A 13,770-nucleotide genomic window follows, 5' to 3' on the forward strand; every position below is an offset into this window, starting at 1 on the left:
GGTCGTGACCGGTCCGTGGACCGGATACGGGTCCGGATGCGGCGCACATCTCTGACCGGCTTCGTGCACGGTCCGTCGACTTCAGCGGCCGGGACGAACGGACCGCGACCTGATGGGTCGGCACGACCTCGTCCGCACCGGGCCGGACGCCACCGTCACCCGGTCGGATGCACCGGCCCCGATCGGCCCGTGACCGATTGCGGGCAGGTTCCCCAGGGCCCAGCGTGGGGTGATGCCGTGTGTGCCGATGGCGTACGCGTCGTCACCCGCCGAGGAGGAGTGACATGGCTGACGCCCAGTGGACGGGCCCCAGGGGAGCGGACCTTGGCGAATGGCTGCCCGTTCTGGACCTCGTCGAGCCGCCGAGACAACGGCGACTCACCGTCCTGGTGCGACTCCTCCTGCTGATCCCGCACTTCATCGTGTTGTTCTTCCTCCACATCGCGGCCTTCTTCACCGTCATCGTGGGCTGGTTCGCCGCCCTGGTCCTGGGGCGGCTGCCCGAACCGGTCTTCCGCTTCCTCGCCGGATATCTCGGTTACCGGATGCGGGTCAGCGCGAGCGCGATGCTGCTGATCGACCGCTATCCGCCGTTCACGCTGACCCCGCCACCGGACTACCCGGTGCAGATCGAGGTACGGCCGACCGAGCTCAACCGGCTGGCCGTCTTCTTCCGGCTGTTCCTGATGATTCCGGCGGCCGTCGTGCAGGGCCTCGCCTCGTCGGGCTGGTGGGCACTGTCCTTCATCTGGTGGCTGATCACGCTCGTCCTGGGGCGCATGCCCCGTCCCCTCTTCGAGGCCTCGGCCGCCACACTCCGCTACAGCATGCGTTTCGCCGCCTACTTCATGATGCTCACGCCGGCCTACCCCAAGGGGTTCTTCGGTGACGACGCCCTCTCCGTACCGGAGCAGCAGACGCGTTCTGCCACCCGACCGCTGGTCATGAGCGGTGCAGGGAAGGCCCTGCTGACCCTGTTTCTGATCATCGGAGTGGCCGCCGACATCACTACCTCCGCGACGACCGCATGGACATCGGACACCACCGACAGTTGGTGAAAGGCCTGGCACAGCTCTCCGGCCAACAGGCATGATCATGCGATGACTTGGACCGCACCTGAAGCTCAGCGCACTCCCGGCTCCCTGGTCGCCGGCGAGCGGGAGATGCTCACGGGATATCTCGGCTGGTTCCGCAGCACGCTGCTGCAGAAGTGCGCCGCCCTGACCGGCGAACAGCTCGCAGAAAGGACTGTTCCGCCGTCCGACCTCACCCTTCTCGGGCTGCTCCGCCATATGGCGAAGGTCGAACGCACCTGGTTCCGGGAGCGCTTCGCCGGGCAGTTGCTGGACCCGATGTACGACCCGGCCCAGGGCAAGGACGCGGACTTCGAGGACCTGGACCCGGCCCGTGCGGCCGACGACTATGCCCGCCTGGTCGAGGAGTGCCGTCTCGCGGACGCCGTCATCGCCGATGCGTCGCTCGACGACACCTTCACACATGGCGGCGAGGTCTTCTCGCTGCGCCTGGTGCATGTCCACATGATCGGGGAGTACGCGCGTCACATCGGCCATGCCGACCTGGTGCGCGAACGCCTCGACGGAGTGACGGGGGACTGAGCCGCAGCCCCGTCGCTGCTCGCGGTCACCGCACACGCCGGGGCCGGGCCCGACGGCACCTATCGTTCGCCGTTTCTCTCCAGCAGCCGCTCCACACGGTCGAACCTCTCGTGAAGCGCCCGAAGCTCGGCGTCGAACACTTCCTCGCCGTGCCGGGCGTAGCGGCGAACCGCCCTGCCCACATGCTGGGCATCCCGCTCGGCCCGGCCGACGAACCATGTGGCGATGGACGCGGTGACCATGCCGAAGGTGGTGATACCGGCCAGCATCATCACCGAGGCGATCACCCGCCCCCAGACGGTCACGGGGTACAGATCCCCGTACCCGACCGTCGTCGCGGTCTCGATGGACCACCAGACGGCTTTGGGGAACGAGGTGATGTTCGCCCCGGGCGCGCCCTCCTCGGCGGGAACGACCAATGCCGCCCCGGCCAGCAGGACCGCGGCCGTGGCCGACGACACCGACAGGGCGGCCCGGGCATGAAAGGTGCGCCACCACCGGTTGCTCAACAGACGACCGAGCAGAAGCGCGAAGAACGATTGCTGCACGGGCAGAAACCCCCGGGCTCCAGGCAGAGAGAAGAGTGAGGGCGACGCTACCGTCGTACGGGCCCGGTGAGCGGCCTGACACACGCCGGTCCGGTCCGGGAAATCGCGTCCCTGCTCCTCGGTACGGAACCGGCGTGACCAGGCCCGTTCCCAGCCTTTCCCGCCTGCTGCGGCACAGGGCGCCGCCACCCGCGGCCGACCGTGCTGCCGCTGTTCCCGGTGGCTTCCGGGACGGCCCTGTCGATCGTCAGCCGGAAGGGACAGGACTCACCGCCGTCTCCGGTTCTGACCGGACAGGTGCGAGGCGAAGAATCGTCAACGCGCTCCGGCGGGCCCGTCCCGACCGTGGTGAGCGAGAGGTGGCAGGAGCGTTCGGATCTCGCCGGCCGCATCAGTCGAGCAGCAGCTCGGGATCGTAGAGATCGAGCCAGAGAGCCAGATCCAGGGTGCGCTCCAGTCCGCGCCGCGACGCCTGGGTGATCTGCGGGAGTTCACGGTGCGCGGCCCGCTTCAGCCGGTCCCGGTCCACGAGTTCGAAGACCCGGTGGGAGGGGCGGGCCAGCAGATCCTTGGCCTGCTCCTGTAGGGCGATCGCGTACTTCGGATCCTGCGTGGACGGATACGGGCTCTTCACCCGGTCGTACACCGACTGGGGGAGCACATCGCGGGTGGCCTCCCGCAGCAGGCTCTTCTCCCGGCCGTCGAACGACTTCAGCGACCATGGCGTGTTGTACACGTACTCGACGAGCCGGTGGTCGCAGTAAGGCACTCGAACCTCCAGGCCGACGGCCATGCTCGTCCGGTCCTTGCGGTCCAGGAGCACCCGCACGAAGCGGGTCAGGTGCAGGTGACAGATCCGCCGCATCCGGTACTCGAAGTCGGACTCGCCGTCCAGGCGGCGGATCCCGGCTGTGGCGACCGCGTAACTGTGGCGGATGTACTCGGGCAGGTCGAGCGCGTCCGTCAGGTCGGGGCGCAGGACATCGGCGTCGTCCCCGAAGTGCTCCCCGAACTTCACCAGCCACGGGAAGGTGTCGGCGGCGCGGGCCTCTTCGTCGAAGAACTGGAGGTAGCCGCCGAACACCTCGTCGGCGGACTCGCCGGACAGGGCCACCGTGGAGTGCTCGCGAATCGCCTTGAACAGCAGGTACAACGACGCGTCCATGTCGCCGAAGCCCATCGGCAGGTCACGGGCCCGGATCACCCGCGCCCGCACGTCGGGATCGGCGAGCGCCTGGGAGTCGAGCACGATGTCGAGGTGCTCGGTGCCGGCCGCCCTGGCCACGTCGTGCACGTACGGCGTGTCGGGCGTGGCGCGCAGCTCGTCCGCGACGAAGTTGTCGGCCTGCCCCACGAAGTCCACTGCGAAACTGCGCACCGTCTCGCCGCGTTCCGCGAGTTGCCGGGCGGCGATGGCGGTCATGGCGGACGAATCCAGACCGCCCGACAGGAGTGTGCAGCGCGGCACGTCGGAGACCAGCTGGCGGCGCACGATGTCGTCGAGCAGCTCGCGCACGGTGGCGATCGAGGTGGCCTGGTCGGCGGTGTGCGGCCGCGTCTCCAGGGTCCAGTAGGTGCGCCGGTGCAGCCCGTCGCGGTCGACGGTGACGACTGTGCCGGGCTCGACCTCGTGCATCCCGTCCCAGACGGCGTGCCCCGGAGTCTTCACGAAGGCGAACAGCTCACGCAGGCCGTCCAGGGTGACCGCGCGCCGGGCGAGAGGGTTGGCGAGGATCGCCTTCGGCTCGGAGCCGAACAGCACGCCGTCCGCCGTGGGGGCGTAGTAGAAGGGCTTGATGCCCATGCGATCGCGGATCATCACCAGTTTCTGCGTGCGGGCGTCCCACACGGCGAAGGCGTACATGCCGTTGAGCCGCTCGGCCACCGCGTCCCCCCACTCCAGGTAGCCGTGGAGCACGACCTCGGTGTCGGAGTCGGTGGTGAACCGGTGTCCGAGACCGGCCAGTTCGACTCTGAGCTCGGGGTAGTTGTACGCCTCGCCGGAGTACACCATCGCCACGTCGCCCTGCGGGGTCCGGGCCGTCATCGGCTGACGGCCGCCCGGCAGGTCGATGATGGCGAGCCTGCGGTGCCCCAGGCCGGCCGGGCCGTCGAAGTACGTGCCGCTGTCGTCGGGGCCCCGGCACGCCATCGTCGCGGTCATCGCGTCGAGTACGGCGGAGTCGGACCGCAGATCGCGGTCGAAGGAGATCCAGCCGGTGATGCCGCACATAGATGCCTCCTGGCTATGGCTCGATCTCGCGAGGCATCACCGCGGATCTTCGCGTGCGCATCTCTCGCGACAACCGAATAACATGTATCTCGCACTTATATGACGAGCGTGCGCCTGCCCGTTGCAATCGTCAACGCGACGACACCCTGAGGGCCCCGGGAGCCCCGCCGTTCGGACCTGCTCGGCCGTACGGCGAGCGGATCAATCGGATCCGTATATCTGCGCCGCGCAGGGATTGCGTACGACCGGGTCGAGGCCCGCACGCGAGTGTTCGGCCATCGGCGAAGCCTTGATCAGCCCTGATGCCGACCGTGCTCTGCCCGGAGCACCCGCTGAAGTTCGTCGGTGTGCTGCTCCACAAGACCCGGACGGTGGTGGTACGCCGCCGGAGTGTTCTGGAACAGGGCCACACGCCATGACCCGGAACCGTACTCGGCAACCAGGGTCTGCACCGCATTCATCGCGGCATTCAACTCGGACTGTCCCGGCGGCACCATCCCCGCGATGGCGCGCAGTATCGCCGCGTTTCCGCCCAGCGGCCGCACCTCCCGCACCTTCCACACATATGCCGCGGTCGGATGGTCGGCGAAGATCGGTGCGAGATGACGTTCCACCTCCGAGCCGCGCACCTGGCTTCCGTCGAACCCGATCATTGCGGCATCAGGGGCGAACAGCGCCGCATAGGCATGAGCGTCGCGGCGGTTCCAGGCCCGGAGCAACTCTTCGTAGAGGTCCCGCACCGCAGGCGTCACGGACTCCTCATCGGGGCTCTCGTTCATGGCGCCGATCCTGCCACGGTCCGCGCCGCCGAGGACCGTGGCAGGATCGGCGCCATCCAGGTGTGTTACGCCCTGCCCCATGGGGACGCCGCCTCAGCAGCACCTCGCCGATCAGTCGCCCTGCCGGCCAGGGGTGGTCCGATGCCGGGGGCCGAGCTTGAGTCTCCACCAGGGGGAGACCAGAAGGTGGGGGCATGGACGGCGACTCGCTCTACTCGATCGGCGATCTGGCCCGGCGCACCGGGCTGACGGTCAAGACCATTCGGTTCTACTCCGACCGCGGGATCGTGGCGCCGACAGACCGCAGCCCGGCCGGCTACCGCCTGTACGACATCGACGCCGTTGCGCGCCTGGACTTCGTGCGGACTCTTCGCGCTCTGGGGCTGGACCTGCCCACGGTCCGCAAGGTCGTGGACCGGGAACTGCCGCTGCCCGAGGTCGCCGCGGCGCACGCCGAAGCGCTGGCGGTGCAGATCCGCACCCTGCGCCTGCGGCGCGCGGTGTGGACAGCGGTGGCCCGGCGAGGGCCCACACCTGAGGAGATGGAACTCATGCACAGACTCGCCAAGCTCTCCGAAAAGGAACGTGAAGGCCTGATCACCGAATTCCTCGACGACGTCTTCGCCCACCTGCACACCGACCCCGCATTCAGGGCGGTGATCCGCACGATGACACCCGAGCTGCCGGACGACCCCGAGGCGGAGCAGGTCGAGGCGTGGGTGGAGCTGGCCGAACTGTCCCAGGATCCGGACTTCCGCGCCGCTGTGCGGCGGATGGCGGAGGACCAGGCGGCCGAGCGCGCGCAGAGCGAGACCGCGGTGGTGCACCGCGACCTGGCCGCAGTCGTCCGTGACCAGGTCGGCCCCGCCCTGGCAGCGGGCGTCGCCCCCGCCTCGCCCGAGGCCGGTCCCGTCGTCGCCGCGCTCACGGCTCACTACGCGTGCATCTCCGGTCACGGGGACGACAGCCATCTCCGGCGCCGGCTCCTGACCCGGCTGGAGACCGTGAACGACCCGCGCAGGGAGCAGTACTTCCAGCTCCTCGCCGTGATCAACGGCTGGCCGGCCCCACAGAGTCTGACCACGGTGTTCGACTGGTCCATCCAGGCATTGCGCGACCGGATGCGGCGCGCAGTGCCGTGATCGCATCGCCGGTGGACCGGTCCCGGGCGGCCGACGGCAGCCCGGGGCCGGCGGTCGGCCCGTCCGCGGAGTCGATCCGCGCAGGGCCGTGATGAATCGGGCCGGACCGCATCGCCGCTTCGACAGGGGGCTGCCGGCAGCTCTTCGTCCGGGACACCCGCCCCGGGTCAGCACGACCGAAGCCGCCAGGACACGAGGCGCCCGACACCGAGTGACTGGTTGAGGTACAGTTTTTGAGTCCTGTTGTCTCCGATAGAGGTGGACGTTGCGCATCTGAGGTTCGCGATCATCGCGCGGTACGGCATCGTCCGTACGCCCGTCACGCTGCTGCCGGCTCTCTTGCCGCCCGTGACCCCGCGTGGATGCGACCTCGGTGCATGAGTCCTTCACCCTTCGGAGGGCCGCACCCCCTTTTTCTTTCCGGTTCGGTCGCCGCGTGGTGCTCGCATACGAAGCCCCCTGCCCCTGCGCTTGCGACTGCGAGAAACATCATGATGAACACCAGTGCGCCCAGCACCTCCGTGACCTGCTCCGCCCTGTCCTTCCAGTGGCCGGACGGCACGACCGTCTTCGACGGGCTCTCCCTCACCATCGGCAGGGGCCGCACCGGCCTCGCGGGCGCCAACGGCACCGGCAAGTCCACTCTGCTGCGACTGCTGGCCGGCCAACTCCGCCCCTCACAGGGGTCGGTGACCGTCGGCGGCAGCCTCGCCCACCTGCCGCAGAACATCACCCTCGACACGACGCTCCGCGTCGACCAGGCCCTGGGCATCGCCGGGCGGCGCGCCGCGCTGCGCGCCATCGAGGCCGGAGACGTCGGCGTCGAGCACTTCGAGACGATCGGCGACGACTGGGACGTCGAGGAGCGGGCCCTGGCAACACTCGGCTCGCTCGGACTCGGCGACGTCGAACTGGACCGCACCGTAGGCCAGATGTCCGGTGGGGAGACCGTTCTGCTGCGCCTGGCCGCGCTGTTGCTGGAGCGTCCCGACGTACTCCTGCTGGACGAGCCGACCAACAACCTTGACCTGTTCGCGCGCCGTCGGCTCTACGAAGCCGTCGACTCCTGGCGCTCCGGCGTACTGGTCGTCGTCAGCCACGACCAGGAGCTGCTGGAGCGAGTGGACCGTATCGCCGAGCTGCGCTCCGGATCAGTGAGTTGGTACGGGGGCGGCTGGTCCGCCTACGAGGAGGCGGTGGCCACTCAGCAGGAAGCGGCCGGCCGGATGCTGCGGGTCGCCGAAGCGGATGTACGCCGCCAGAAGCGCGAACTGGAGGAGGCCAGGATCAAGGCGGCGCGACGCCAGCGGCACAGCAAGAAGATGGATGCCGAGCGGCGGGCCCCGAGAATCGTCGCCGGTGAGCGCAAGCGGTCCGCGCAGGAGTCGGCTGACAAGCTCCGCGGTCTCCAGGAGGATCGTCTCCATGAGGCGCGCGAGCGGCGCGAGGAGGCCGCGGACGCGATCCACAACGACGCCGAGATCAGGGTGAGCCTGCCCCGTACCGCCGTGCCCGCCGGCCGCACCGTCCTGAGCCTGCACGAACTGCACCTCCGGTTCGGCAAGCTGCGCGAAGGCAATCTCCAGGTGCACGGGCCCGAACGCATCGCGCTGGTCGGGCGCAACGGAGCCGGGAAGACCTCTCTGCTGCGCACCCTCACCGGGGAGCTCGCACCGCTGTCCGGTGAGGCCAGGACATGGGTGCCGCTGCGGTTCCTTCCGCAGCGCCTGGATGTGCTGGACGAGGAGTTGAGTGTCGCAGCGAACGTGGCACGCCTGGCTCCCGGCGTCACCGACAACCACATCCGCTCCCAACTCGCGCGGTTCCTGTTCAAGGGGGCACGCGCCGAACAGCCGGCGGGCACCCTGTCGGGCGGCGAACGCTTCCGGGCCGCCCTCGCGGCGACGATGCTCGCCGCACCGGCCCCGCAGTTGCTGATGCTGGACGAGCCGACCAACAACCTCGACATGGCCAGCGTGCGACAGCTGACGAGCGCGCTCGACTCCTACCGGGGCGCACTCCTGATCGCCAGCCACGACCTGGCCTTCCTCGAATCGGCGGGCATCACCCGCTGGCTGCTCCTCGGTGAGGAAATCCAGGAGACGAGCGCCGAAGAGGTCCGCGACCTGCTCGAAGTGCCAGACGCCGGCTGAGCCCGCCCCTGCGGGGCAGATGTGGCCCGGAACTCACTGATCCGGTGCCTGCGCGGCCTCGTCGGCGGCGGCCGTGTCGGTGTCGGTACGCGCAGGCGGCGGGGGAGCGGCCAGGTGCGCGAGCATCTGAAGCCGTTCCCCCGTGGGGGAGCCGGGCTCGGCGTGGTAGGCGATGAGCATCTGACCGGGGGCGCCGGGAAGCGCCAGTTTCTCGTAGTGGAGATCGAGAGGACCGACCTGAGGGTGGAGCAGGCGGGTGACACCGCTCGTCTTCTGCCGTACGTCCTGGCGGGCCCAGAGCGTGCGGAAGCGCTCGCTGTGCAGGCTGAGTTCACCGATCAGCTGGACGAGCTTGGGGTCGTCGACGGCGGCTGCGCTGACCGACCGCAAATAGGCGACGGCCTTGGCGGTCGTCTTGTCCCAGTCCCGGTAGAACTCGCGCATTTCCGGTTCGAGGAATGCGGCTCGCAGCGTGTTGATCCCCGGCGCGAAGAGGGGGTTGAGCGCGATGGCCATCCGGTTCGCGGCCAGCGTGGTCATGTAGCGGCCATGGACGAGGGCGGGCGTGGTGGGCCAGCCGTCGATCAGGTTCTGGATGCTCGCGCTCACCCTCTCCGGGCGGGAGGGCCGACGCGTGGCATTCCGGGGCGAGCGGGCGAGCGCGTGCATGTAGACGCGGGCGTCGGTTTCGAGCCGCAGGGCGTCGGCGATGCTGTCGAGTACCTGGTCGGAGGGGTGCCGGTCGCGGCCCTGTTCCAGACGCAGGTAGTACTCGGCGCTGATGCCGGCGAGGAGGGCGACCTCCTCCCGGCGCAGACCGGGTACCCGTCGGCGGTCTCCCGAGGGCAGTCCCACATCCCCGGGGCGCACCTGTTCGCGGCGGGCTCGCAAGTAGTCACCCAGCTTGCTTGCTGTTGCCATGAATCCCAGGGTAGGTCCCGTCGGCTGCCGCATCCTGTCCCTGTCGGTACCAGGGACAGCGGGGCCTGGTACCGGCTGACGGGCCGGACCTAGCGTGAACAGGAACCAGCCGCAGGCGCCCGTAGTCCGGCTGCGGCACACAACGCCACGCAAACAGAAATGAGCACGTCGCCCAATGACCGATCTCCTGCGTACGCCCTTCGGATTCTCCTCGACCGCCGACGACGTGATCGCCGGGATCGACCTCACAGGTCGGCGTGCGTTGGTCACCGGCGCGACATCCGGAATCGGGGTCGAGACCGCGCGCACCCTGGCCGCAGCGGGCGCCGAAGTGGTCCTCGGAGTCCGGCGCCGCGAAGCCGGTGACCGTATCGCCGCACAGATCGCCGAACGGACGGGTAACCCTCTGGTGAGCGCCCGTGCACTCGACCTCGGTGATCTGCGGTCGGTGGCCGCTTTCGTCGCGTCCTGGGACGGTCCTCTGCACATCCTGATCAACAACGCCGGGATCATGGCACTGCCCGAGCTGGAACTGACCCAGCAGGGGCACGAACTCCAGTTCGCCACGAACTACCTCGGTCACTTTGCCCTGACCAGGGGCCTGCACGACGCACTCGCTGCGGCTTCCGGCGCCCGGATCGTCTCGGTCAGCTCGAGCGCGCACCTGTTCTCGCCGGTGATCTTCGACGACCTGGACTTCCGGTTCCGCCCCTACGACCGGTGGGCGGCCTACGGCCAGTCCAAGACCGCCGATGTGCTGCTCGCGGTGGAAGCCGACCGTCGGTGGTCGCACGAGGGCATTCTCGCCAACGCCCTCAACCCCGGGGCGATCGCCACCGGGCTGCAGAAGCACACCGGGGGTCTGCAGACCCCCGTCGACAAGCAGAAGACGCCCGCGCAGGGCGCCGCCACCTCCGTACTGCTCGCCGCTTCACCCCTGGTCGAGGGTGTCGGCGGCCGCTACTTCGAGGACTGCAACGAAGCCCCGGTCCTGCGTCGCAAGCCCGTCATGTTCGGCGGCGGAGTCGCCCCCTGGGCGCTCGACACCTACAACGCGGAGCGGCTGTGGGACACCGCGACCGAACTCGTCGCACGCGCCACGACCGAGCACTGAGACCCGGATCGCTCTCCTTGCCCCACCGCGTCGACATCGAGGCCGGTCGCCGCACGGTCACGTCGCAACCATCGTCGGATGGCTGCGACGTGACCGTGCGCGCTGTCCCGGAGTCAGAGGGTGGGGAGACCTGTCTCGGAATGCGGGGCCCTGATGTGTGGCTTCGCCGTCTCGGTGGCTCGTACGTGGGTCGAATCGAGGACCACCGGTGCAGGATCGGCGGACCCCGGGCGGCTGCTGCGTCCGACGTCGCCCGGTGAATTCTCCCCGCCGCTCCCGGTCCGGGGCCGGACCGGGAGCGGCGGACGGTGCACGGTGGACGGCGGAGCCTCGGAGTACGGCGGCACCTGCTGCGCTGCGCCCCCGCTCTTCAACACATAAATGAGCGCGGCGATGACAGCCTCGTCATCGAGGGTCGGTGTCCGGGCGAGCTGCGGGCGCGTTCTCACCGACGGCAACAACGGCCGTGCGATCTCCCGCAATCCGCCCGGAACACTCCATCCACGTCGCCCGATTCCCTTGATCCGCTCCAGGGCATACGCATTGTCCGTGTGCTTTTCCCCGGCCGGAAGCGCCAGGGCATCCCTGCGCTCCTGAATTCGCTCGAACTGGCAGATGATGTCCGCTACTTGGGATGGATCTTTCAAGGATCCGGTGGCGAGCTGCTCCTTTGCCTCCAGAAGTTCGCGGTACATCGCTCCATACGTGCTGCACAGCTTGATGGATTCGTCCCCGCGATCGCTCAGTCCGATGGCATGAGGGGCGACGATTGTCAACGCGGCGAGACCTGACAGTACCGAGATCAGCACCTGCGCCGTGAGGCGCGAGGACTCTCCGATGACGGGCCAGGCCAGGAGCCCTGTGATAAGGCTGAGTGCTGCGGCGGTGGAGGTGTACAGACGGACTTTCTGCACCAGTCGAGCCGCTTCCCTCGGCATTCTGTTCGCCCAGTAGCCGGCACTTTCGATGCTTTCCTCAAGCCGCTGCGACATTGCTGCGTCAGCCGGGTTCTTCGACCCTCTGAAAATCTTGGACAGGAGTTTCATGACACCTCTCACGATCGGAGGGCGGTGGGTGAACAGTGACATCCCCGGCTCGTACTTCTCGACACCAACGCACATACAGTCGGTTTAATAACCTGGGTGGAGTAGTACGGGTTGATCCGGCTGCTTCGTCAGTGGTCCAGCCGCTCGTCATCCGAATCCGTGACCGGCGCTCGCAGACTGCGGTAGCTTCCGGGGATGGTTGCCCCACCGTGTCTTGCCCGGTCGCCGGGTGTTCCGGCGGGCCGCGCGCGCATTCCGTCACGCGTTCGGCGGCTACTTCGCGTGCGGGCCGTCGTGTACGGGTTCGACGGGTTCGAGTCCGCCATCGGCGACATGCTTATGCCCGGTTGACGCTTGAAAGGGCATAGAGGGTGTACAGGGGACCGGGCTCGGGCTGCATGTGTATGTGGCCCCCGGAGGAGGCAACCGCCGAGAGGCTCCCCATGGGGAAACCCCGGCCCGATTCCGACGGGCCGGGGTCTCCGTGTTGTGCAGGTGGAGCTGTTACCACTTGTTGCCGTAGTAGTGGTCCCTGACCACGCGGAAGCTGCCCACGACGCCATTGCGAACCTTCACGCCGCCGTGGACCTGGCGGGTGAAGACCCCGTTGCTGGTGCTCCAGGGGCCGACAGTGGCGACCGGGGAGCCGTTGTCGCAGGTCACCCCGCGGAACACCTCGACGGTGTGGCGGCTGTCGTTGCGGACGTTGAAGCTCCGCGAGCCCAGCCCGCTGACCACAGTGATGCAGCCGTCCGGGTGGGCGGAGTACGTCCGCTCGTTGAAGTGGATCCTTCCCTCGTAGTGGTAGCCGCCGCCGCGGCCGCCGCCGTAGCCGCCGCCGTAGCCCTCGTTGCCCTTCCCCTCGTTCCCCTTCCCGGTTCCGGCGTTTCCGGTGTTGCCACCGTCACCGCCGAAAGGAGCCGCGGCCGGAGCCTGGATGGACGGGGCGGCCTGGGTGGATCCAGCGGCCGATGCGTAGGTGATACCAGTTGTAGCGAGAACCGCGGCGCCTACTACAGCGGCGGTCACTGCGACGGTACGCGTGGTCATGTCACTTCTTTCTTCTCAGAGACGTCGGCTGGGCTGCCGACCTGTGCACGAAAGTACGGATTGTCTGTTTATCTTTCATATCCGACATGCCGGAAATATGAAATTTGTCGCTCGACTGGCAGCATGCCGCTGGTCCCGGCACGGCGCAGGCGCACACCCGCCCCTTCCTGAATAACCGTCATCGACGCCCACGGCCTGCCACCTTGACTGCGGCTCCGGCCCGTCGCGTTCCTCCGGCGCACCATCACGAAGACGCTCTGGCGAGGTCGAAGTGCGACCGCCGCGGCCGCGTGGGCACCCATACCGCCGTACCGATGGCCGAGTGCGGTGGCGTGCGCAGGCGGCGGCGGGTCGGTGCTCGGAACCGGAAGTGTCCCCTTGTGGGCCGCGCCGCTGCCCGGTTTCGACACCCGGGCACCTGCGTCAGGCCCGGCCCGGTGGTCGAACCCGTAGCCGGAGGTACGGGTGCGGCGGGCGAAAGTCCGGGCGAGCGAGCTGAGTCCACATCCGTCGATGCCGACCTTTTTTCGGGGTTTCCCGGCACGGTATTCCATGTGATGGCTTTCCTCGCGCGGCACGCGTGGCGGTGTCGGCGAACCTCCAACAGAATGATCAATGGAGTGATTGGATCCCACTCGGTGTCAGGTCGCTCACGGTGCGGGGGTACTGGAATGGCGCGGGGAGAGGCCCTGTGAAGCCAGTGGCAACGTGCGGGATGTGATCGAGTTGCTCTTGCACCCGCCGAGCGGCCACCGGCTCGATACGCTTCGGCCTCACCGCGCACCGTCGGCACCTTCACCCACACTCTCGGACGGTCGCACCGTCGTCGTCACCGTCCCTCAGGAGCAGCACATGACCACCGAGCAGGAAGCCCGCGACGCCATCCTTCACGCGTTCGGCGACACGGCACACGTCGAGGTGGAGACCTTCCCCGGCGGGAACCTCTCCATCACCATCACCAAGGGCAAGCACGCGGCGACCATCGACGGGCACCCCGAAAGCGGCTGGGGCTGGAGCGTCGACCCGGGCGAGGACGACGGCTTCAGTGGTCACGAGAACGTTGCGACCACCCTCGACGAGGCGCTCGCCGACGTGCGCGCCGCACTGATCTGACCCGGCGAGCCCGAGGACACGGCCCGGCCCCGTCGTTCGTCTCGTCGAGGCGGCG

At 68.6% G+C, this 13,770-nt stretch carries 12 protein-coding genes; 6 read left to right on the forward strand and 6 right to left on the reverse strand.

All coding sequences use genetic code 11. From position 1 onward, the window contains the following. Window positions 1–284 precede the first annotated feature (284 nt). Together OHA88_RS40400 and OHA88_RS40405 are read left to right on the forward strand one after the other, a co-directional pair. Window positions 285–1,058 (forward strand): DUF4389 domain-containing protein, encoded by a 774-nt coding sequence (locus OHA88_RS40400; protein ID WP_328629204.1) that lies wholly within the window; start codon window positions 285–287, stop codon window positions 1,056–1,058. 42 nt (window positions 1,059–1,100) lie between these two features. Beyond that, the gene (locus OHA88_RS40405) at window positions 1,101–1,616 is read left to right on the forward strand and encodes a DinB family protein (RefSeq protein WP_328629205.1); all 516 of its coding nucleotides are present in this window, start codon (window positions 1,101–1,103) and stop codon (window positions 1,614–1,616) included. A gap of 59 nt (window positions 1,617–1,675) precedes the next feature. On the opposite strand, the gene OHA88_RS40410 is transcribed toward OHA88_RS40405, so the two are convergent. The 3 genes from OHA88_RS40410 to OHA88_RS40420 form a co-directional block, all read right to left on the reverse strand. Then, the gene (locus OHA88_RS40410; RefSeq protein ID WP_328629206.1) at window positions 1,676–2,164 is read right to left on the reverse strand and encodes a potassium channel family protein; all 489 of its coding nucleotides are present in this window, start codon (window positions 2,162–2,164) and stop codon (window positions 1,676–1,678) included. A gap of 391 nt (window positions 2,165–2,555) precedes the next feature. Further along, window positions 2,556–4,397: an asparagine synthase (glutamine-hydrolyzing) gene (asnB, locus tag OHA88_RS40415; RefSeq protein ID WP_328629207.1), complete on the reverse strand. Its 1,842-nt coding sequence runs from the start codon at window positions 4,395–4,397 to the stop codon at window positions 2,556–2,558. Window positions 4,398–4,690: 293 nt separating this feature from the next. Beyond that, the gene (locus OHA88_RS40420; RefSeq protein WP_328629208.1) at window positions 4,691–5,257 is read right to left on the reverse strand and encodes an SgcJ/EcaC family oxidoreductase; all 567 of its coding nucleotides are present in this window, start codon (window positions 5,255–5,257) and stop codon (window positions 4,691–4,693) included. Window positions 5,258–5,370: 113 nt separating this feature from the next. Here OHA88_RS40420 and OHA88_RS40425 point away from each other — a divergent pair, with 113 nt between their 5' ends. Then, a complete protein-coding gene (locus OHA88_RS40425) occupies window positions 5,371–6,318 on the forward strand; it encodes a MerR family transcriptional regulator (protein ID WP_328629209.1) in 948 nt (315 codons plus the stop codon). A 491-nt stretch (window positions 6,319–6,809) separates the two neighbouring features. After that, entirely contained in the window at window positions 6,810–8,471 is a 1,662-nt protein-coding gene (locus tag OHA88_RS40430) for an ABC-F family ATP-binding cassette domain-containing protein (protein ID WP_328629210.1), read from the forward strand. A gap of 33 nt (window positions 8,472–8,504) precedes the next feature. On the opposite strand, the gene OHA88_RS40435 is transcribed toward OHA88_RS40430, so the two are convergent. Further along, entirely contained in the window at window positions 8,505–9,392 is an 888-nt protein-coding gene (locus OHA88_RS40435; protein WP_328629211.1) for a helix-turn-helix domain-containing protein, read from the reverse strand. 175 nt (window positions 9,393–9,567) lie between these two features. Between OHA88_RS40435 and OHA88_RS40440 the strand changes: the two genes are divergently transcribed. Continuing rightward, window positions 9,568–10,506 (forward strand): SDR family NAD(P)-dependent oxidoreductase, encoded by a 939-nt coding sequence (locus tag OHA88_RS40440; protein ID WP_328629212.1) that lies wholly within the window; start codon window positions 9,568–9,570, stop codon window positions 10,504–10,506. 113 nt (window positions 10,507–10,619) lie between these two features. Here OHA88_RS40440 and OHA88_RS40445 read toward each other — a convergent pair whose 3' ends face one another. After that, entirely contained in the window at window positions 10,620–11,552 is a 933-nt protein-coding gene (locus tag OHA88_RS40445; RefSeq protein WP_328629213.1) for a hypothetical protein, read from the reverse strand. Window positions 11,553–12,056: 504 nt separating this feature from the next. Continuing rightward, the gene (locus tag OHA88_RS40450) at window positions 12,057–12,602 is read right to left on the reverse strand and encodes a hypothetical protein (protein ID WP_267007061.1); all 546 of its coding nucleotides are present in this window, start codon (window positions 12,600–12,602) and stop codon (window positions 12,057–12,059) included. An 852-nt stretch (window positions 12,603–13,454) separates the two neighbouring features. Here OHA88_RS40450 and OHA88_RS40455 point away from each other — a divergent pair. After that, a complete protein-coding gene (locus OHA88_RS40455; RefSeq protein ID WP_326601634.1) occupies window positions 13,455–13,715 on the forward strand; it encodes a hypothetical protein in 261 nt (86 codons plus the stop codon). The last annotated feature ends 55 nt before the right edge of the window (window positions 13,716–13,770 follow it).

This window comes from Streptomyces sp. NBC_00353 (assembly GCF_036108815.1).
Classification (GTDB): Bacteria; Actinomycetota; Actinomycetes; order Streptomycetales; family Streptomycetaceae; genus Streptomyces.

Bases quoted from the DNA above. Each gene is read 5' to 3' on its own strand.
- OHA88_RS40400 (WP_328629204.1), top strand. From the start codon at position 285: ATGGCTGACGCCCAGTGGACGGGCCCCAGGGGAGCGGACCTTGGCGAA.
- OHA88_RS40405 (WP_328629205.1), top strand. From the start codon at position 1,101: ATGACTTGGACCGCACCTGAAGCTCAGCGCACTCCCGGCTCCCTGGTC.
- asnB (WP_328629207.1), bottom strand. From the start codon at position 4,397: ATGTGCGGCATCACCGGCTGGATCTCCTTCGACCGCGATCTGCGGTCC.
- OHA88_RS40420 (WP_328629208.1), bottom strand. From the start codon at position 5,257: ATGGGGCAGGGCGTAACACACCTGGATGGCGCCGATCCTGCCACGGTC.
- OHA88_RS40425 (WP_328629209.1), top strand. From the start codon at position 5,371: ATGGACGGCGACTCGCTCTACTCGATCGGCGATCTGGCCCGGCGCACC.
- OHA88_RS40430 (WP_328629210.1), top strand. From the start codon at position 6,810: ATGATGAACACCAGTGCGCCCAGCACCTCCGTGACCTGCTCCGCCCTG.
- OHA88_RS40435 (WP_328629211.1), bottom strand. From the start codon at position 9,392: ATGGCAACAGCAAGCAAGCTGGGTGACTACTTGCGAGCCCGCCGCGAA.
- OHA88_RS40440 (WP_328629212.1), top strand. From the start codon at position 9,568: ATGACCGATCTCCTGCGTACGCCCTTCGGATTCTCCTCGACCGCCGAC.
- OHA88_RS40445 (WP_328629213.1), bottom strand. From the start codon at position 11,552: ATGAAACTCCTGTCCAAGATTTTCAGAGGGTCGAAGAACCCGGCTGAC.
- OHA88_RS40450 (WP_267007061.1), bottom strand. From the start codon at position 12,602: ATGACCACGCGTACCGTCGCAGTGACCGCCGCTGTAGTAGGCGCCGCG.
- OHA88_RS40455 (WP_326601634.1), top strand. From the start codon at position 13,455: ATGACCACCGAGCAGGAAGCCCGCGACGCCATCCTTCACGCGTTCGGC.